At 56.1% G+C, this 17,383-nt stretch carries 18 protein-coding genes; 5 read left to right on the forward strand and 13 right to left on the reverse strand.

Annotated features, from left to right (window positions below):
* Positions 1-254 precede the first annotated feature (254 nt).
* The 3 genes from G462_RS0106735 to pdsR form a co-directional block, all read right to left on the reverse strand.
* Positions 255-1,565: a glycerophosphodiester phosphodiesterase family protein gene (locus G462_RS0106735; RefSeq protein ID WP_026958318.1), complete on the reverse strand. Its 1,311-nt coding sequence runs from the start codon at positions 1,563-1,565 to the stop codon at positions 255-257.
* A 191-nt stretch (positions 1,566-1,756) separates the two neighbouring features.
* On the reverse strand, positions 1,757-3,934 hold the full coding sequence (gene pdsS / locus G462_RS0106740) for a proteobacterial dedicated sortase system histidine kinase (RefSeq protein ID WP_035477011.1): 2,178 nt from the start codon (positions 3,932-3,934) through the stop codon (positions 1,757-1,759).
* 8 nt (positions 3,935-3,942) lie between these two features.
* The gene (gene pdsR / locus G462_RS0106745; RefSeq protein WP_026958320.1) at positions 3,943-4,635 is read right to left on the reverse strand and encodes a proteobacterial dedicated sortase system response regulator; all 693 of its coding nucleotides are present in this window, start codon (positions 4,633-4,635) and stop codon (positions 3,943-3,945) included.
* A 236-nt stretch (positions 4,636-4,871) separates the two neighbouring features.
* On the opposite strand from pdsR, the gene pdsO reads away from it, so the two are divergent.
* Together pdsO and G462_RS0106760 are read left to right on the forward strand one after the other, a co-directional pair.
* Positions 4,872-5,669 carry a sortase-associated OmpA-like protein PdsO gene (pdsO, locus tag G462_RS0106755; RefSeq protein WP_026958322.1) on the forward strand — a complete coding sequence of 266 codons (798 nt, stop codon included), beginning with the start codon at positions 4,872-4,874 and terminating at the stop codon, positions 5,667-5,669.
* 208 nt (positions 5,670-5,877) lie between these two features.
* The gene (locus G462_RS0106760) at positions 5,878-6,132 is read left to right on the forward strand and encodes an FmdB family zinc ribbon protein (RefSeq protein ID WP_026958323.1); all 255 of its coding nucleotides are present in this window, start codon (positions 5,878-5,880) and stop codon (positions 6,130-6,132) included.
* A gap of 8 nt (positions 6,133-6,140) precedes the next feature.
* Here the strand turns inward: G462_RS0106760 and G462_RS0106765 are convergent, their stop codons facing one another.
* A complete protein-coding gene (locus tag G462_RS0106765) occupies positions 6,141-7,511 on the reverse strand; it encodes a (Fe-S)-binding protein (protein WP_026958324.1) in 1,371 nt (456 codons plus the stop codon).
* Between the two features lie 145 nt (positions 7,512-7,656).
* Complete coding sequence (locus G462_RS21950) at positions 7,657-8,055, reverse strand: VOC family protein (RefSeq protein WP_035477013.1); 399 nt, start codon at positions 8,053-8,055, stop codon at positions 7,657-7,659.
* Positions 8,056-8,149: 94 nt separating this feature from the next.
* Between G462_RS21950 and G462_RS0106775 the strand changes: the two genes are divergently transcribed.
* The 3 genes from G462_RS0106775 to G462_RS0106785 all read left to right on the forward strand — a co-directional run bounded on the left by G462_RS0106775 (position 8,150) and on the right by G462_RS0106785 (position 11,177).
* A complete protein-coding gene (locus tag G462_RS0106775) occupies positions 8,150-8,602 on the forward strand; it encodes a YaiI/YqxD family protein (RefSeq protein WP_026958325.1) in 453 nt (150 codons plus the stop codon).
* 120 nt (positions 8,603-8,722) lie between these two features.
* A complete protein-coding gene (locus tag G462_RS0106780) occupies positions 8,723-9,892 on the forward strand; it encodes an ABC transporter substrate-binding protein (RefSeq protein ID WP_157378568.1) in 1,170 nt (389 codons plus the stop codon).
* A 94-nt stretch (positions 9,893-9,986) separates the two neighbouring features.
* On the forward strand, positions 9,987-11,177 hold the full coding sequence (locus G462_RS0106785) for an ABC transporter substrate-binding protein (RefSeq protein ID WP_026958327.1): 1,191 nt from the start codon (positions 9,987-9,989) through the stop codon (positions 11,175-11,177).
* 121 nt (positions 11,178-11,298) lie between these two features.
* Here G462_RS0106785 and nifM read toward each other — a convergent pair whose 3' ends face one another.
* From nifM to fdxB, 8 genes are all read right to left on the reverse strand, one after another.
* Positions 11,299-12,159, reverse strand: a complete 861-nt coding sequence (nifM, locus tag G462_RS0106790) for a nitrogen fixation protein NifM (RefSeq protein ID WP_035477014.1) — start codon at positions 12,157-12,159, stop codon at positions 11,299-11,301.
* Positions 12,149-12,607: a nitrogen fixation protein NifZ gene (locus G462_RS0106795; RefSeq protein WP_035477016.1), complete on the reverse strand. Its 459-nt coding sequence runs from the start codon at positions 12,605-12,607 to the stop codon at positions 12,149-12,151. The genes nifM and G462_RS0106795 overlap by 11 nt, the downstream gene beginning before the upstream one ends.
* Before the next feature lie 86 nt (positions 12,608-12,693).
* Positions 12,694-12,969: a nitrogenase-stabilizing/protective protein NifW gene (locus tag G462_RS0106800; RefSeq protein WP_026958330.1), complete on the reverse strand. Its 276-nt coding sequence runs from the start codon at positions 12,967-12,969 to the stop codon at positions 12,694-12,696.
* A complete protein-coding gene (nifV, locus tag G462_RS21955) occupies positions 12,963-14,132 on the reverse strand; it encodes a homocitrate synthase (protein ID WP_051326583.1) in 1,170 nt (389 codons plus the stop codon). The genes G462_RS0106800 and nifV overlap by 7 nt, the downstream gene beginning before the upstream one ends.
* A 60-nt stretch (positions 14,133-14,192) precedes the next feature.
* The gene (nifS, locus tag G462_RS0106810; protein ID WP_026958331.1) at positions 14,193-15,407 is read right to left on the reverse strand and encodes a cysteine desulfurase NifS; all 1,215 of its coding nucleotides are present in this window, start codon (positions 15,405-15,407) and stop codon (positions 14,193-14,195) included.
* Positions 15,407-16,303 (reverse strand): Fe-S cluster assembly protein NifU, encoded by an 897-nt coding sequence (nifU, locus tag G462_RS0106815; protein WP_026958332.1) that lies wholly within the window; start codon positions 16,301-16,303, stop codon positions 15,407-15,409. The genes nifS and nifU overlap by 1 nt, the downstream gene beginning before the upstream one ends.
* A 277-nt stretch (positions 16,304-16,580) precedes the next feature.
* Positions 16,581-17,030: a SoxR reducing system RseC family protein gene (locus G462_RS23815; protein ID WP_051326584.1), complete on the reverse strand. Its 450-nt coding sequence runs from the start codon at positions 17,028-17,030 to the stop codon at positions 16,581-16,583.
* Positions 17,031-17,064: 34 nt separating this feature from the next.
* Positions 17,065-17,370 (reverse strand): ferredoxin III, nif-specific, encoded by a 306-nt coding sequence (gene fdxB, locus G462_RS0106825; RefSeq protein WP_026958333.1) that lies wholly within the window; start codon positions 17,368-17,370, stop codon positions 17,065-17,067.
* Between the last annotated feature and the right edge of the window lie 13 nt (positions 17,371-17,383).

The following is a 17,383-nucleotide window of genomic DNA, read 5'->3' on the forward strand; positions in this document are numbered from 1 at the left end:
TGTTACATCCGAACCACCTCAAGATGCTTGTTCGGGTATAAAACACAGATTAATTAAAGTAAGAGACCAGCTTAGTCGAAAAAAGCAACAAACTAAACCATTCGTCAAAATAACGTCAAACGCAGCACACGCAAGCGAAGTGAATACTTGCTTTCAGGCAGGGGCAGCAATAAAAGGCCCGTCTTTTGACGCGGGCCTTTGCGTTGGGAGCGTGTAGCTTAGTCGTTACAGTTATTGCAGCTACATGCTGGCGGCTATAAGCTCGCGGGTAGCCGCATGCAGCTCGCGTAGTAGGTGGTGGTGGCGGGCCAATCGGAGAACACGCCCAGTACGCCAACATCTTTGGCCAACACATCGAGTAAGGCAAAGACATCGCCGTCGTTGTTGGTGATGTTACCAATGGTTTGATAATACCAACCACCGTTTTGCTCCGGCCCGCCGTCAGACAGACGGCCTGAGCGCTCCAAGGTCCAAGTGATGATGTCCAAGCCGGCTTCGCGCGCTGCAGTAGCATAGACCGACGGCACGATCGCATCGCCCTCTTCAGCAACCAGTACCCACAGCGGCGGTGCGATGATCTTCACGCCATCGGCCACCAGCTGATCCATGCTTGGAGTCCAGCTTGATGAATCACTGGGGTCAAATGCCGGATCGCTGTAGCGACCATCCAGATACACCGCTTGATTGCCAAACTCCGGCTCGGCACCAATCCAATATTGGACATCGCTCAGATTGAACGATTGGACGTAGACATCTTCGGCCGGCACACCAGCGGCCTTGAGTTCATCAATCAGTTTCTGTGCGTAATCTTCTTGGGTAAAGCCATTAAATGGCATGGTGGCACTGGGCGATTTCAGCTCCGGGGTCATCTTAACGCCCAGAGTTTTAAATAGCTCGACGCTCTCTGCGTGGGTCATCAGGGTACCGTTTGAGGCGTACAGGTCGGTACGGTAGTCAGCAGTGCCATCCATGTACTCTTCGATGGTCGTGCCCATTGGATTGGCGGCATCCATCTTACCTTGCAGGGTACGGAACTCCGCCAGGGTGATGTCTGAGGTGCAGCACTGAACCTGAGCCGGAGTGCCGCTATCAGGGTCGGCTGGGGTAAACGGCACGGAGCACTTCGCCGCCAGCTCAGGGATCGCCAGGATATTGGTGGTGGTATGCAGATCGCACTGCGAGTGGCGACATACCAGCTCCTGATCGCTGGTAAAGGTCACATCGCACTCTAGGATCCCCGCGCCCATACGCGCCGCGGCTTCATAGGATTCGCGGGTATGCTCCGGGAACTGCAGCGGCGCACCACGGTGGCCAATGGAAAAGTCTGTTTTGTAGAACGGGCCGTCGGCGCAGGCGGCGAGCTGATCTTTCAGTGCGCCTTCATCCATGTCGTCGACTAAGTAATAAGGACGAGGGCCAAGCTCAACGTTAAAGGCAGCACCGGCAGGCACTTGCACGATCACCGGCGTTTCAACGGTTTCAATCCGGGTCTCGGTATCATCATCACAAGCGGCCAACAGCAGTAGCGCAGCAGCGCCACCGACAAGCATACGAGGGGTCTTCATTGGAGCATTCCTTTGCTTAGTTATGGATGCTCCAATCTATGAGGCGAAAATGACAAATAAAGGTAACTTACATGTCCAAATAGTGACGTTTAGACTAACTATTCTAAGTTTAACATCTGATAAAAAAGCCAATAAAAGCCTCGACTTATAACTTGTCTAATTGCTCGGGAATAAGCTCTTAGGCTTATCCCCTACTTAATCAGTGGGATCACAACTTGCACCACTACGCCGGAACCATCTTGACGATTAAAGGCGCTGATCTCACCGCTGTGAAACTGACAGATCAAGCGGGCGATATACAGCCCTAAGCCCAAGTGTGGCTTGTCTTTTTTAGCCTCGTCACGTACCGATACCATCGACTCGAAGATCTGCTGATTCATCTCATCAGGTAATAGTGGCCCATCATTGCTGACCTGCAAGATGGCGCGGTTCTCCTGCTGGGCCAACGAGACCTGAATAACGCTCTCGGGCAGGGCAAACTCGCGGGCATTATCCACCAACTTGTCTAGTAGCTGAGCGATGTGCTCGGGCACCCCATACAGGCTGAGCGATTCGCCGCACTCGGCTGCGATAAACTCAAACGCCTGCTCGGGGTAGGTTAACTGATAGCCCTGCACGCAGCCGCCCACCACTTGCTCTAGCGGGAACACGCAACACTCGGCCTGCGACAGGCTCTGCTCTAGTCGCGTCGCCTCGCTCATATTATTTAGGATCAGGCTTAAGCGGCTGGCCCCTTCTTGTGCTCGCGCCACATATTTTTGCTGGTGCTCGGCCAAGGGCTGCAGCTCCAAGTGCTCCAGCGAGCTGCGAACCACCGCCACCGGTGTGCGTAACTCGTGGGAAAGCCGCGATGACATCTTCTCCAGATAGCCGGTGTACTGTCCAAGCCTTGATACCATATCGGCAAAGCTGCGCGACAGGTCGCCAATCTCATCGGCATTGTTGGAGGGGGTAATCGCACCGGTCACCCGCCCTTGTGGGTCAATCGCCTGCTCGGCTTGATTGCGCAGCTTGCGGATCCGCGAGGCGATCCCCGAGGCAAAGATAAACAGACTTAGGGTGCCCAAGGCCATCACCGTTAGCATCAGGGTAAACAGCTTTTCCAGAGCCCGATTACGAATCGAGCGAATGCCGTTGGTGGTCTCTTCAGCCACCACCACCCCCATCACCTTGCCGTCGATCCAGATCGGGCTGGCCGCCGAGAGCACCACCGCTGCACCCTCTGGGGTTAAGCGTCGACTGGAGCTGTGCTCGCCATTCAAGGCCCCTTGGATATGGGTGCCACCGACCTCGGTGGAGTCTTCGAGAGAGTCGATAAAATCCTTGGGCGGGCGCTCCAACACGGTGTAGTAGAGCGGGTTGAGATAGTCGCGCTGCAGCACGCTCCACCAATCATTGCCTTGCAGCTCATCTTCCGGACGCGACCAGATCCCTTGTGAGTCGCGGATATCGCCAGATTTCGCCAATACCCGGCCATGCCGGTCCAATACAAAGATACGTGCGGTGTTGTAGCTCATGCCGCGGATGATCTCTTCAATCTCCGGCGAGGGCACCAACACCGTACCCAGCGCATCCACCGATTTGATCGATGATGTGCCCACCACCTGCGCCAGATGCCGCTGCGGGGTGCGCTGAAAAGCGTGATAGGCAAAGCTGAGCTTGGAGCCTAGCAGATTCACCGGGATGCGCAGCTCCAACTGGTAACCGCCCACCTTGCTGCGCCACTGGCCCTGAATGGCCAACTCCGCGTCGGCTGGCAAGGCCGGATCATCGGGCAAGGCGAAGCCATTCACCCAGCCATCGGCAAAGGCGGCAACGGCATAGCGGCGCAGCTGCCCTTGTGGGTCGACCGTGGCGATCATCAGATGATCGTTGTTTTGCACACTCAGGCTGCTGCGGCTGCGGTACACCAAGTCAGGATCGTTGATATCAAAGAAGGCATACAGATAGCCCTCATACTTACCCACCATATGGGTAAAGCTCACCTGAGATTTAGCGGTGGGAGAGCGAAACAGGTTGTGCTGGCCGCCATAGTGTAGCCAGCGGTGTTTGTAGGGCTGCCAGTCACCAAGCTTGCCATCGAGCTTGATGGGCGCGGTGAGCGGATAGGCGTAGAGATCGCGCCCCTCTTGCAGTTGATTAAGATAGCTGGCTTGCAGATCAAACAGCTTGGGCCGCTCATGCAAGGCGGTCGCCAGTGCCTGCGTGGTCCCTTCCAAGGTCTTCTCTTGGCCCAAGCGCAGGTACTTTTCCATCTCCCAAACAAACTCGTAGGCCAGATAGGGCAGGCACAGCAAGAATAGCGATAACAGGGTGACTTTATGGCGCAGCTTAAAACGAAAGCCCTTGGTGTTAGCTCGACTAAACATGCGACAAACTAGCCCTGCGCATCCCAGCGATAGCCCATCCCATAGACGGTATCGATGCAATCAAAGGCCGTGTCCAGCGCAATAAACTTCTTGCGGATCCGCTTGATATGCGAGGTGATGGTGCTGTCATCAACAAAGATCTTGGCCTCCTGCATCAGCTCCTGACGCGAGCGCACATGGCCGGGGTGCTTGGCCAGCAAGTGCACCATCCAAAACTCGGTCACGGTCAGCGCCACCAGCTGACCATTCCAGCTCACCTGCATACGGTTGATATCGATATGCAGCGGACCATATTCAAGCTCTTGCTGCTCATCGGGCGCTTGCGCCTGCAGTTCACTGCGGCGAAACAGCGCCGCCAGTCGCGCCAGCAAATGGGGGAAGCTAACATCTTTGGTGAGGTAATCATCGGCGCCCAAGCGCAGCCCACAGACGGTATCGAAATCGCTGTCGCGGGCGGTCAGGAAGATAATCGGCACAGTCTGCGACATCGCCCGCAGGCTCTGGCAGAGCGAAAAGCCACCGTCTATTTCATCGTTCAGGCCAATATCGAGGATCGCCAAATCGGGCAGGCGGGTGCGAAAGGCCTGCAAGGCAGATTCGCGGTCGGCATAGGCCTGCACGCTATAGCCTTGCTGCTGCAGGACTTCCTTGTAGTTCTCGCGAATGGCGGCTTCATCTTCAACTAGGGCAATGCGTTTCATGCTGTATCTATACACGTTCGTTAAATATCTGACTTAGCACGACTATACACCAATCCACCGGCAAAAAATCGCGGCCACAGCAATTGCCAGATTGTTGCCACAATTGACCGCTAACTTGCCCGATTTGCTCCCCTTGATGGCCATTTCGCTGCGGTTTAATGAACTCATCGACACGGCGCAACGCAGCAAAGCGCCTCACTACTGCAAGCAACAAGTTACGTATCAAGGGGATTACCATGAACACTCAAGCACAAACCAAGTCTTCACTTGCCAGCCGCAACCCAGCCATTTTGAGCCTGCTACTGGTGACCAGCCTAGCCTTTAGCCAGCCTACTCTGGCTGCAGAGGATAGTGGCGATGAACACACTCGCTCAGCCAAACCCGAGCTGATTGGTATGGGCTCTGGCGCAGTTATCGGTGCCATCGTTGGCGGCCCAGTAGGCGCCTTTATTGGTGGCTTCACCGGCACCTTTATCGGTAAGTCGGTGAACGATGAAGACCAACTGGCCCAGCAAAACGACCAGCTTCAAAGCCAGACAGAACAGCTAGAGCAACAACAGCTAGCGCTCAATGAGCAACGCCAAGGCTATCAATCGCTAATGGATCAGCATCAGCAGCTGGAACATCAACTTTTGAGCTTCCAACAAGCTCAACAAGACAAGCTGGATGAGCTGGCCATCGGGATGAATGTGCACTTTAAGACTGGCTCGTCGGAGATTGAGCCGCACTTCCAAAAACAGTTGGATGATGTGGTCTACGCCATGAACATCGCCGATGAGTTGCAACTAGACCTAAGCGGCTATGCCGACCGCCGCGGCGACAGCGAGTTCAACCGCGCCCTTTCCGAGCAGCGTTTAATTGCAGTGCGTCAATACCTTACCGAGCGCGGTATCCACCCTACCCGCTTGCACGGCAAAGCCTTCGGCGACAGCCAGCCGCTGGCCCAACAAGAGAGCTTGGAAGATAACTTCTTTGACCGCCGCGTCACCTTGAAGCTGCAGGCACCACAAGACGGCATGACCGCCAAGTTCTAGCCCCATCGGCAGCCAGTATTGTTTTAGCGAGCGACATCATCCCTACAGGGAAGTAGGATTTGCCACCCAGATTTTGGGTGGCTTTTTTGCACCTTCCGTTACAACAACTGAGCAAAACTTGATGGAGAGCGGTGATAAGTAAAGTGAACTTGCGATAATCACCACAACGCAGAGCCCCTAACCTATAGCCCTAAACACCGAGACCTTTATGCCAAGCTACGACTACCGCTGTGAAGCTAATCAGCAAATCTACGAAGTTCGCCATTCCATGTCTGAGCGCGCCCAAACCTGGGCCGAGTTGTGTGAGTTGGGCGGCTTGGCGCTGGTAGGTGTCGACCCCAACAGCAAGGTTACCCGTTTAATCAGTGGTGGCGGCGTGGTTAACAGCGCAAGCCTGAAAAACCCTGAAGCGCCACCGTGCATGTCGGGTGGCGGTTGCCCCGGAGGGCGCTGCGGCGGCTAACGGGAAGCCTAACTGCGTATCAGTCGCTGTGCCAGCAGGCTAGCCAAATGAAGCGTTGTCCTGCCGGTTAAGGTATATATCTGATGGCTGCAGCCGAAGCCATTGCTGATGATTGTGGCATCGGGATTAGCAGCCAAACCCGGCAGCAGCGAGGTTTCGGCCATCCGCTGAGACATGCTGTGATGGCAAAGCTCCAGCCCCCAAGTTCCGGCCATGCCGCAGCAGCTGGATTCGAGAAACTGGAACTCTACCCCCGGCAGTTGTTTAAGCACTCGGCGCATCGCCTTCATCGCCCCGGTGGCCTTTTGATGGCAGTGGCCAAATACTATTAGCGACTGCGCAGGCTTTGTTGCTTGCTGAGGCTGGAAGTCCAGCCTAAAGCGGCCATTGCGCAGCTCACGCGAGATAAACTCTTCCATCAGCCATGTCTGCTTGGCCAACGCCAGCGCCGGTTCACCTAAGCCCAATGCTAGATACTCATCACGCAGCATCAGCAGATCCGCTGGCTCCAGCCCGATAATCGGCCGCCCGGCTTCGATATGTGGCTGTAAACACTGCAACATCTTGTTGGCCTGACGGCGGGCGGCTGTAATATAGCCCTGAGACAGCAAGCTGCGGCCACTGTCGAGCAGCTCACCCGGGTTGCTGCGCGGGTGAACCAAATGCACCTGATAGCCCCCAGCCTGCAACACCCGGATCGCATCATCAGCCAGCTGCGGATTAAACAACGTGGTAAAGCTATCCAATAGCAACACCACCGAGCGTGCCGACTCGCCGCTGACCCGATCTGCCGGATAGACTGATGACTGCGCTTTAAACGTTTCAGCGTTAGGCACCGGCAAGGGCAGCGCTTGGGGGATCGCCAATAGCCTCTGCCCCAGCTTGGCCAGCCAAGGACTTCGATTTCGCCAAATGATCAGCGGACGCAGCAGCGGCAGCCGCTGCAACACCTTCGGCAGGTGAGCCAACAGCCAATGCCGCGGGTTGAGCTGTTTGTACCAAGGCCGCCGTAGCTGGCCCAAGTACTCGGCCTTGATCAGCGCCATATCCAGGTTGCTCTCGCACTCCCGCTGACAACCCTTGCAGGCCACACAGTATTCCAAGGCGTACTGCAGGTCTGCGGATGCCGTTTGGGGCATAGGTTCAGGTTGATTCAACCACTGTTTTAACAAGCCGACTCGCCCACCCGGGGAGAGGCGCTTATCGCCGCTGACTTGGTAGGAGGGACACATCAAACCGCGGCGCTGGGTTTGGCATACCCCACTGTTGATACAGACCGAAACGGCTTTGGCAAAGTCGCCACCTTGTTTGGGAATATCAGCATAGGCATCCCCCATTCCCTGATCGCGATAACGCGACCAATCCAGCTCTGTTTTCATTAGGGCTCACTGATCAATCCTGTAGATACTTGTTCTGTTTTCAAGAACAGTGCCTAACACGCCAGCGGGTGAGCACAGGGCTTAAAGGGGAGGTCGGTGGTACTAAAGCCTACAAAGTATTGCTATTGGTGAGGTTCGCCACAGGCTAGGCGCGATTGAGTGCTTCGCCAAAGCTGAGCATATGGCCATCTGGGTCTTGCAGGCTAAACTCGCGCATCCCGTAGTGGGTGTCGACTAAATCGGTGGGCTGATAGCCCTCAGCGCAGATATGCTGATAAAGGGCCGCCACGTCGTCTGGGTAGAAGTAGAAGATAGTGGGCCAGTCGGTGCACTGCTGCGGGTCGATGCCGCTCTTTAGCTGCCCAGCGCTTTCGGTTTGCGACAGCATGATCTCGGTCTCGCCCGAGCGGATGGTCGCCCACTGCCACTGATCCACCGCCGCTGGATCACTGACCACCTCAAAGCCAAGGGCGCGCTGGTAGAACTCCAGGCTATGGCGGATATTGCTGACATTGAGCATGGGAATCATCAGTTTTAGTTGCATCAGTGGTGGCCCTCGAGGCTTGCCCTTTGCATTGAGTATAGTTAGCCTCTGGTCATCGCCAACAGCGCCGCTTGAACCGGCCAGAGGAAACACCGTGAAAATTTGGGTCGATGCGGATGCCTGCCCAACCGCCATCAAAGAGATACTGTTCCGCGCCGCCGAGCGCTGCCAACTGCCAGTGACGCTGGTCGCCAACCACTATATGAAAACCCCAGCCAACCGCTTCGTGAGCTTTGTGCAGGTGCCCAGCGGCTTTGATATTGCTGATAACGAAATTGTAAAACGTTGTGAAGCCGACGATATGGTCATCACCAGCGATATCCCCTTGGCTGATGAAGTGATCACCAAAGGCGCACAGGCCTTAAGCCCCCGTGGCGAGCTGTTCACCAAAGCCAATATCAAGTCGCGCCTAAACATTCGCGATTTTATGGACACCATGCGCGCCAGCGGCGTACAGACCGGCGGCCCTGCGCCGCTGAGTCAGGCCGATCGCCAAGCCTTTGCCAATCATTTGGACCGATGGCTCGCGAAAGCCAGCAAAAACTAGTACCGCCAGCTAGGATAAGGTAAGTAACTTGTCAGCCTGGAATCACTGGTGCGAAGGATTGCCGTCACTTTAATCGTATTGTCGCTTGTTAGTTGGGCTACTCCAGCCAAGGTGCTGGAGGTGAGCTTATTACTTACCCCCAAACAGCGTGCAATCTATGAGATGGTGTTCGAGCAGTTCACTTACGAGACCGGCGTTGACGTTAAGATCCTGCCGCGTAACGACAGCCAGTACAAAGAGCAGCTCCCACGCTGGCTTAGCCCCGGCGCATCAGGCCCCGACGTACTTTACTGGCAAGCCTCCCAACGCCTGTTTGCGCTAGCCCAAGACTATCCGCTGCTGCCCATCAACGACCTATGGCAACAGCATGACATGGATAAATCGTTTGCCTCCATCGAAGCCAACCTCAGCTACCAAGGCAATATCTACGCAATCCCTTACTCCTACTACCACTGGGGCTTGTACTTTAAAAAGTCGGTCGTCGCGCGCTATGGCCCTGCGCCTAACACCTGGCAAGAGTTCCTCGCGCTGTGCGAGAAGATGAAAAACGATGGGCTTACCCCCATTGGCTTGGGGACAAAGAACAACTGGCCCGCTGCTGCTTGGTTTGATTATTTGAACCTGCGGGTCAACGGCTTAGCCTTCCATCGCAAAGTGCTGATCGGCGAGGTCAGCTTCTTCGACCCACGCTTACACAAAGTGTTTAGCTACTGGAAAACCTTACTGGATCGCGGTTATTTCAATGATGACACCGCCAATAACACCTGGGAGGACATCGCCTCAAAAATCCATCGGGAGCGGATCGGCTTCACCTTGATGGGCAACTTTATCGCCAGCAAGTGGCCCCCCTCACTACGCTTAGGCTTGGGCTTTACCCCCTTCCCTACCTTGGGCCTGCAGCCCTCCTATGAGTTGGCGCCCACCGAAGTTCTAATGCTCAACCCCAACAGCCAACAAGTCGCACTGGCCAAGGAGTTTTTGGTGTTCATCGCCCGCGCCGACACCCAGTCGCTACTGAACAGCCAGCTCGGCTATCTGCCTCCCCACAACAAAGCCATTACTGGCAGCGATCCCTTTATCCAACGTGGCCACCAGCTGTTATTGCAAGCCAGTGGCGTTGCCCAATACTTTGACCGCGACACCCAACCCGCCTTCGAGAAGCTGGCAGTGCCTTTGTTGGCAGGGTTCGCCGAACACGGTGACATTGAGAACACCTTGCGCGCTTTAGAACAAGCAAGGCTGCAAGTATTCGTCAGCAAATCCCAAGCCATCGTTGAAACGCCTCACTAATCAGCTGTCCGATGGTTTGCTAACCGGACCATCTGAGCTACACCTTGTATAGAGAAATGTCAGGAAGCCGCATTTGAGATATACCGCAGCATTGATGCTTACACTATCCTTCAGCATTAGCGAGCTAAGTGCACAATCGTTGGAAATCGGTTTGCTGCTTGCGCCCAAGCAGCGCCAAATCTATGAAGATGTATTCGCTCAGTTCACCGAAGAGACCAACATCGAGCTGACTCTGGTTCCACGCGATGATGCCGACTACAAGCAAATGCTCCCAAAATGGCTGGCGGCCGATGTCAATGGCCCGGATGTGCTGTACTGGCAAAGTGCCCAACGGCTGTTTTCGTTGGTGGAGCGTTATCAGCTACCTACCCTCAATCATCTATGGGACAAATTAAACCTGGATCAGGCGTTTGGCCATCTAAAGCCCAGCATTAGTGTGCGCGACGATATCTTTGCCATACCGTTTTCCTACTATCACTGGGGGATGTACTACAAGAAACCGGTTATTGAACGTTACGGCGGAGCCCCGCACTCCTGGCAAGGGCTGCTCGAACTCTGTGAAAAGATGCGCGCCGACGGGCTGGCACCAATAGGGCTAGGCACCGAGGAGCGCTGGCCGGTGGCAGCCTGGTTTGACTACCTCAATCTACGCCTCAATGGCATGACCTTTCACCATCAACTGCTCGCCGGCGACATCGACTTTGCAGACAGCCGCGTGCGGCAGGTGTTTGAGCACTGGAAACAGCTGCTGGACCAGCGCTGTTTTAACAACAATCGCAATCGTAACAGCTGGGAAGACATAGCCTCGCGACTCTATCGAGAACAAGTCGGGATCACCTTGATGGGCAACTTTATCGCCCACAAATGGCCCAAGCAGGCGCGTGCCGAGATGGGTTTTGCCCCCTTTCCCAGCGTGGGAGAGTTCAACGACTTTGAAGTGGCCCCCACCGAGGTGTTTATCCTTAACCCTCACTCAGAAAAACGCCAGCAAGCGGAGCTGTTTTTAGCTTTTGTAGCGCGGGCGGATACTCAGTCACTGCTTAATATTCAGTTGGGTTATCTACCGCCGCACGCGGATGCCGTAACCAGCGATGAGCCACTCACTCTTGCCGGTCAACAGCTACTTCGCGGTGCCCAAGGGGTGACCCAGTATTTTGATCGCAACACCCAACCCGCGTTCGAGCAACGCGCACTAAGCATCTTGGTGAATTTTGTTGAACATGGCGATATCGACAGCACGCTCACGCTGCTAGAGCGCGCTCGGCAGGAAACCCTGCTGCCCTAATCAGATCGTATTTCTCGCAGTATTCCACTATCAACCACAGTTAAAAAAAGGCCGGCTTACGCCGGCAAATGTCTCTTAGACAAGGAGAAGGTAAGCCGCCCTGTCGGCTTTTTAGTCAGTGTTACCCCATCAGGCTGGCCAACCATACTCGCTGGCGCTGCTTGCGCTGCTGGGCATAGAGCTTGTCCTGGATCTGCGCTTTGGCGTGCTCGAACTCCACGCAATGGGCGGGCTGTTGTTGGTGGCAAAGTAGCAGGTGAAAGCCTATCTCGCTGCGCAGCACCGGGCTTAGCTCCCCTTCGCTCAGGCGGAACAAACATTTGTCCAAAGCAGGAAATAGCTGCCCCCCTTCCACCCAGCCCAGCTCGCCGCCGTTCATGGCTGTGGGGCACTCGGAGTGGCGCAGCGCCAACTGGGAAAAGTTGCTGCTATCAGCCTGTTCTGCCAAGGTCATAATCCGCTGCCAGGCAGCTTGTTCACGATTCTCCGGGAAATCATCGTTAATGGTGATTAAGATGTGCGAGGCGCGGCAGCGGGCGGGTTGGGTAAACTTGTCGGGATGCTGCTGATAGAACTCCAGTGCGCGCTGCTCGCTAATCGGGGCGATGTCTTTACAGGCGTATTCCAGTACCGCATCGCACAACAGCTCATCTTTAACCGCTTGGCGCAAATCGTCCTGATCCAGGGCATTGTTGTGCAGCGCCTGTTCAAAGGCTTGCTCGCTGTCGAACTGCCCGCGGATCTTATCCAGCGCCACATCGAGCTCCTGTTCGCCCAGATAGAGCATGCTGGCCTCCGGTGATTGCAGCACCCGACGCTGCAGTTTGAGCAGCCGCTCGGCGATGCGCTCCACCTCGATTTTCTGCTGGGGTGGCAGGGCGTTAGGCACTTGCTCAAAGCGTTCGATGGCCACCTTCATCTGCAGATAGGCCTGCTGACGGCCGCTGTTGAGTGCCTCCATGGCAGGAGCGTTACTCGACATAGGCGACCTCCTCAATGGCACTTAAGGCGCGTTCTGGCACCATCACATCGAGGTCGTGATACTGGATGCGGTAGCTGGGGCTCTCCGGGGAGCGGCGGTCTACTGCGAGGATATCGACCACCTCACCGGCTTCCGCCAAGATATTGCCTTGGCTGCCTAGACGCAGGGTTAGCCGGGCCTTATCGCCGTATTCAAAGCGATTGCTAAACCACTGTTGCTCAGTGCCAACCAACTCGGTTTCGCGGCAGCCAACGGTGAGGCCACGCTGCAGAAAATGCACCTGATAGATCACCTGCTCCTGTAAAAACAGCCCCGCTTGCTGCACGTAGCCCACCGAGCCGCGACGCACCAGTAAGTCGCCTTTCTTACAACCGGGGAAGCTACCGTCATTGCGGATGTTTTTTATCACCCGCACTTCGGTTCCATATTCAAACTTTGCATCGATCATGATGCCTCCTTGTTCGTTCTTACTGCAGCGACTAAGTGCAGCTCTTAAGCCTCTCTGGCTTTGACGCCGAATGATTGTCCTAGCAGTTAGTCGCAGCCTTCGCAGCCGCCGCAACTAGACGTTGACTGTGGTATCACGCCGCGCTCCAACAGGCAGTAGGCTTTGGCCAACAAGCGCCGATAATGTTGGCGGTCTACTTCGCCCGGCTCGCGGTCCAATTCTTGTTTAAACAGGCGCATAAACAGCAAGCGTTTGGGGCGCAGCAGCGCCTGATCAAACTCCACCTTAAAGTGCTGCAAAAAGGCCTCGGCGCTCTCCAGGGTGTCGATTTCCTGCTGCAAGGCAGTGTCGGTAATCAGCAACTTAGTGCTCCTTCCAAGCCATTCCCCTGGCATCGACTGATGGCAACACTGCTTTGATAGATCGTCAACAGGTCGTGGTCGTTGGGGATGCGCTTGTGCCGCTCAGCCCACTCGCCCAGTTTGCGACGCAGCCACAGGCACTGGGTGTGCGACAGGCTGATCCCCAAACCTTGGTAGATCTGCAGTATCGCCTTGGTGCCGGAGTGCTTACCCAATACCAGTTGATGCTCGCGGCCAAGCTTTTGTGGGGCAAAGCCTTGGTAGTTCTCCGGGTCTTTGAGCAGGCCATCGACATGGATGCCCGACTCGTGGGTAAACACCGCCTGACCGACAATGCTCTTGTTGGGGCTTAAGTTGCGCCCAGAGTATTGCTCCACCAGCTTGCATAAACCGGGTAGCTCGGCGGTATCGATGGGCTGCAGCAGCCGATGCTCTTGCTGTTGAGTCACCTCCAGCGCCATCACCACCTCTTCCAGCGGCGCATTACCGGCGCGCTCACCGAGTCCGACCACGGTAGTGTTCACCGAGTAAGCGCCTGCCTTGATGGCCGCGAGGGTATTGGCGGTGGCCATGCCCAGATCATCGTGGGCATGCATCTCCAACTGCAGATCGCAGTGGCTACGCAGGCTTTGGATGGCGACAAAGGCCTTGAATGGGTCCAGTACTCCCAAGGTGTCGGCGAAGCGCAAACGGTGAGCACCGGCATGCTGGGCGGCAAAGGCGATGCGGTAGAGCTGGTCGCTATCGGCGCGGGAGGCATCTTCCATCCCCACACACACCTTTAGCCCCATATCCAACGCTTGGCGCACCGCAAACTGCAGCGCCACCAGCATATCGTCTTCACTCAGGCGCAGCTTGGAGCTGCGCTGCTGCTCGGATGCGGGCACCGAGATATCGATCCAATCCAGGCCGAGGCTGGCAAAGCTGGCGATATCGGCGTGATTCATCCGGCTCCAGCCCATGGTCTCGCTGGCGTGCAGCTCACCCACGACTTGTTGGATCACCTCGCGCTCCTTGCCCCCCATGGCCGGGATCCCCACCTCCAGCTCGGGCACACCGATACGCTCCAGTTCCCGGGCGATCCGGCACTTCTCTTCCAGATTAAAGGCGATGCCGGCGGTCTGCTCGCCATCGCGTAAGGTCGTATCGTTGATAATCAACATAGCTGTCTCCCTAGACCCGTTTAACGTGATCAAAAGTCGAACACGAAAGACAAACAGGCCCTATGCGTACTGCGGCTGAAACTGTTGTTCCTTCGGCTCACCTTTGGCGGCATCCCAGTAGGGCGACATCAGGCGCAAACGGCTGATGATCTCTGGCAGCACCTCTAGCACCCGGTCGATATCTTCATCGGTGGTGTAGCGCGACAGCGAGAAGCGGATCGCGCCATGGGCCGCTGTGTAAGGCACATCCATCGCCTTCATCACGTGGGACGGCTCCAACGAGCCCGAGGTACAGGCCGAGCCCGATGAGGCAGCAATGCCGTATTGGTTGAGCATCAGCAAAATCGACTCACCTTCAACGTATTCAAAGGCCACGTTGCTGGTGTTAGGCACTCGCTGCTGCGGATTGCCGGTAACGACGCTAAAAGGCACCCGCGCCAGCAGCCCCATCTCCAAGCGATCGCGCAATAGGCGAATACGTGCGGTGTCTTGCTCGATGGCTTGCTGGGCCAGCTCTGCGGCTTTGCCCAAGCCAACGATACCGGCCACATTCTCGGTACCGGCGCGGCGGCCGCGCTCTTGATGACCACCACGAAACAGTGGGCGATACTTCAGGCCACGGCGCAGATAGAGCGCCCCCACCCCTTTGGGGCCGTGGAACTTATGGCCGGAGATCGACAGCATATCGATGCCGCTGCCACTGAGTTGTATTGGCATCTTGCCCGCCACCTGTACCGCATCGCAGTGGAACAGCACATCGTACTCTTTGGCTTGTTCGGCCAGGCCACGGATCGGAAACAGGCTACCGGTTTCGTTGTTGGCCCACATCAGTGAGATCACCGCTACCCGCTCGCTCAGCGCTTCTTGGAAGGCCAGCATATACAGCCGCCCTTTGTTGTTTACACCAATCCAGTGCACGGTGTAGCCCTTGCGCTCTAGTTGCTTGCACAGGTCCAGTGTGGCTGGGTGCTCCACCGTTGAGGTGATGATCTCTTTGCGATCCGGATAGGCTTCCAGCGCCGATAGAATGGCGGTGTTAGAGGCTTCGGTGGCGCAGGAGGTAAACACGATCTCCGTGCTATGCTCGGCCCCTAAAAACTGCTGAACCTGCTCACGGGCTTTTTCCAGGGCTGCCGCCACTGGCGCGCCAAAACCGTGGATCGAGGAAGGGTTGCCGTAGTACTCACTGATAAACGGCAGCATCGCCTCAAGGACGGGCACTGCGACTTGAGTTGTCGCGTTATTATCGAGATAAACCGGTTTAGCTTCACTCATTAGCTTGCCTCCTGTTCGCTAGCCGCAGCGCTGCTGCCAAGCGCAGTCGGATAGACCGTTACGGCTTGCCCTAGCACTTTAGATACGGCGTCTTCAATCATCGCCAAGGTGGCATGGGAGAACCCACAGCCCGAGCAGGCGCCGGTTAAGGTGACAAACACCATGTCGTCGTCGATGTCGTTAAGTTGCACATCGCCGCCATCGGCCTGCAGCTGCGGGCGGATCTTCTCCAGCGCTTGTTCAACCAAGCGCACCTTGGCGACGATCGATAATGGCTGGTCGGGATCGACCGCGGGCAACTCACTGACGAGTTCAGGCGCCTTAGCACTCTCCTGCAAACACTCGCTTAGCACCCACTCAATCTTCTCGTGGCAGGTGGCACAGGCCCCGCCCGCCTTGGTGTAGTGAATGACATCTTCCAGGCTGCTGAGCCCGTTTTGCTGCACCACTTTCTTGATCATCACATCGTCGATGGCGAAGCACTTACAGATCAGCTCGCCCTCTTCGTGATCGTCTTCCAGCTCTTCGCCGCGGTAGTCGGCAATCGCCGCGTGCAGCGCTTCCATCCCCATCACGCTGCAGTGCATCTTCTCCGGTGGCAGGCCATCGAGGTAGTCGGCGATATCTTGGTTGGTCAGCTTGAGTGCCTCATCCAAGGTGCGACCAATGATCATCTCGGTCAGCGCCGAAGACGATGCAATCGCGCTGCCGCAACCAAAGGTTTGAAAGCCGGCCTCTTCGATGGTTTCATTGCTGGGATTGACTTTTAAGGTCAGGCTTAAGGCATCGCCACAAGCGATAGAGCCGACATCGCCGGTTGCGTTCGCTTGCTCTACCGGCTTGGCATTTCGTGGTGAAAAGAAGTGTTCTCTCACCTTTTCGCTATAGTTCCACATTGGTTCCCTCCCCACTGTCACAGCTGATGTTATTAGCCTTGATAAGAAGCAACGGACCGGAAGCAAACTCCAAGCTCTCGAGTAGCGAAGGCAGACTCGGGAACCAAGAACAAGCGGCCTAAGCGGTGGAGCTTAGGTTTGCCTCCGGCCCTTGCTTGTTACTGAACTCATAACAGGTGTTGCAAGGGGGATACCTATCGAACAAAATCTGTAAGTTATTGTTTTATATGAGTTTGAATCTAGTTAAGCACAAGAAAAAGCGTGAGTTAGCGCACATTTATTCCGAGCTTGTGGTGTTTACGACAATCTGTCCGTCGGCGCGTTGCTGCCAACTATAGTGGCGCTGCGACAAGTAGTAGCGGCTAAGCGACAAACCCGCTGCCAAGCCCACCAGACAGGCGAGCAGGCTAAGCCCCCAGCCCGCTGTCGGCAGGCAGGCCATCAGCATCAGCGGAACAATCAGCAGGCCGATGAGCGGTGGGACAAACAGCCGCAGCAGCGAGCCAAGGAGCACCCGGTCGTCGCAATGCAGTTGTAGGGTTTGTCCTTCTTGAAGTGCCAGCCCTTGTTGGGCCAGCTCGACTGGCACCGGGCGGGAGTAGCTTTGCGCCAGACTCACAGTGGCGCAATCGTCTTGCTTGCTACAGTTGCTGCAGGCACCGAGGCGCTGCCCTTGCAGGCTCAGGCCTTGTTCGCTGCGGGTCACAATCAGTTGCGCTTGCGCCATTGGCTACTCTCCCGGTTAGGTCGTGTTCTGTTTACTACAGCAAAGCGCTGGCTTTGGTGTGGGTCATGCAGTTTTTCGAGCAGACCCGGGCGCAAGCGCCGCAGCCGATACAATCGTCGGCATCGGCCAGCTCCATCACCATCACCACGTCGTCATCGTAGTCGTCGTACATTGGGTCATCTTCATCGACTTCCCGCTCGACCAGGTCGAATACGTTACGTGGACAGGTTTTAAAGCAGCGGCCACAGCCAATACATTGCTGTTGGTCAATTTCGGTAACAAACTCCGGCTCCCATTCAGTACCGCCGCGGGTGCGCCCCATATAGCTTGATGCAGTCATCGTGTTTCTCTCC

It is taken from the genome of Aliagarivorans taiwanensis DSM 22990, assembly GCF_000429505.1.
GTDB lineage: Bacteria > Pseudomonadota > Gammaproteobacteria > Enterobacterales > Celerinatantimonadaceae > Aliagarivorans > Aliagarivorans taiwanensis.

Coding starts and splice junctions, on each gene's coding strand:
- G462_RS0106735 (WP_026958318.1), bottom strand. CDS start 1,565: ATGAAGACCCCTCGTATGCTTGTCGGTGGCGCTGCTGCGCTACTGCTG.
- pdsS (WP_035477011.1), bottom strand. CDS start 3,934: ATGTTTAGTCGAGCTAACACCAAGGGCTTTCGTTTTAAGCTGCGCCAT.
- pdsR (WP_026958320.1), bottom strand. CDS start 4,635: ATGAAACGCATTGCCCTAGTTGAAGATGAAGCCGCCATTCGCGAGAAC.
- pdsO (WP_026958322.1), top strand. CDS start 4,872: ATGAACACTCAAGCACAAACCAAGTCTTCACTTGCCAGCCGCAACCCA.
- G462_RS0106760 (WP_026958323.1), top strand. CDS start 5,878: ATGCCAAGCTACGACTACCGCTGTGAAGCTAATCAGCAAATCTACGAA.
- G462_RS0106765 (WP_026958324.1), bottom strand. CDS start 7,511: ATGAAAACAGAGCTGGATTGGTCGCGTTATCGCGATCAGGGAATGGGG.
- G462_RS21950 (WP_035477013.1), bottom strand. CDS start 8,055: ATGCAACTAAAACTGATGATTCCCATGCTCAATGTCAGCAATATCCGC.
- G462_RS0106785 (WP_026958327.1), top strand. CDS start 9,987: ATGCTTACACTATCCTTCAGCATTAGCGAGCTAAGTGCACAATCGTTG.
- nifM (WP_035477014.1), bottom strand. CDS start 12,159: ATGTCGAGTAACGCTCCTGCCATGGAGGCACTCAACAGCGGCCGTCAG.
- G462_RS0106795 (WP_035477016.1), bottom strand. CDS start 12,607: ATGATCGATGCAAAGTTTGAATATGGAACCGAAGTGCGGGTGATAAAA.
- nifV (WP_051326583.1), bottom strand. CDS start 14,132: ATGTTGATTATCAACGATACGACCTTACGCGATGGCGAGCAGACCGCC.
- nifS (WP_026958331.1), bottom strand. CDS start 15,407: ATGAGTGAAGCTAAACCGGTTTATCTCGATAATAACGCGACAACTCAA.
- nifU (WP_026958332.1), bottom strand. CDS start 16,303: ATGTGGAACTATAGCGAAAAGGTGAGAGAACACTTCTTTTCACCACGA.
- G462_RS23815 (WP_051326584.1), bottom strand. CDS start 17,030: ATGGCGCAAGCGCAACTGATTGTGACCCGCAGCGAACAAGGCCTGAGC.
- fdxB (WP_026958333.1), bottom strand. CDS start 17,370: ATGACTGCATCAAGCTATATGGGGCGCACCCGCGGCGGTACTGAATGG.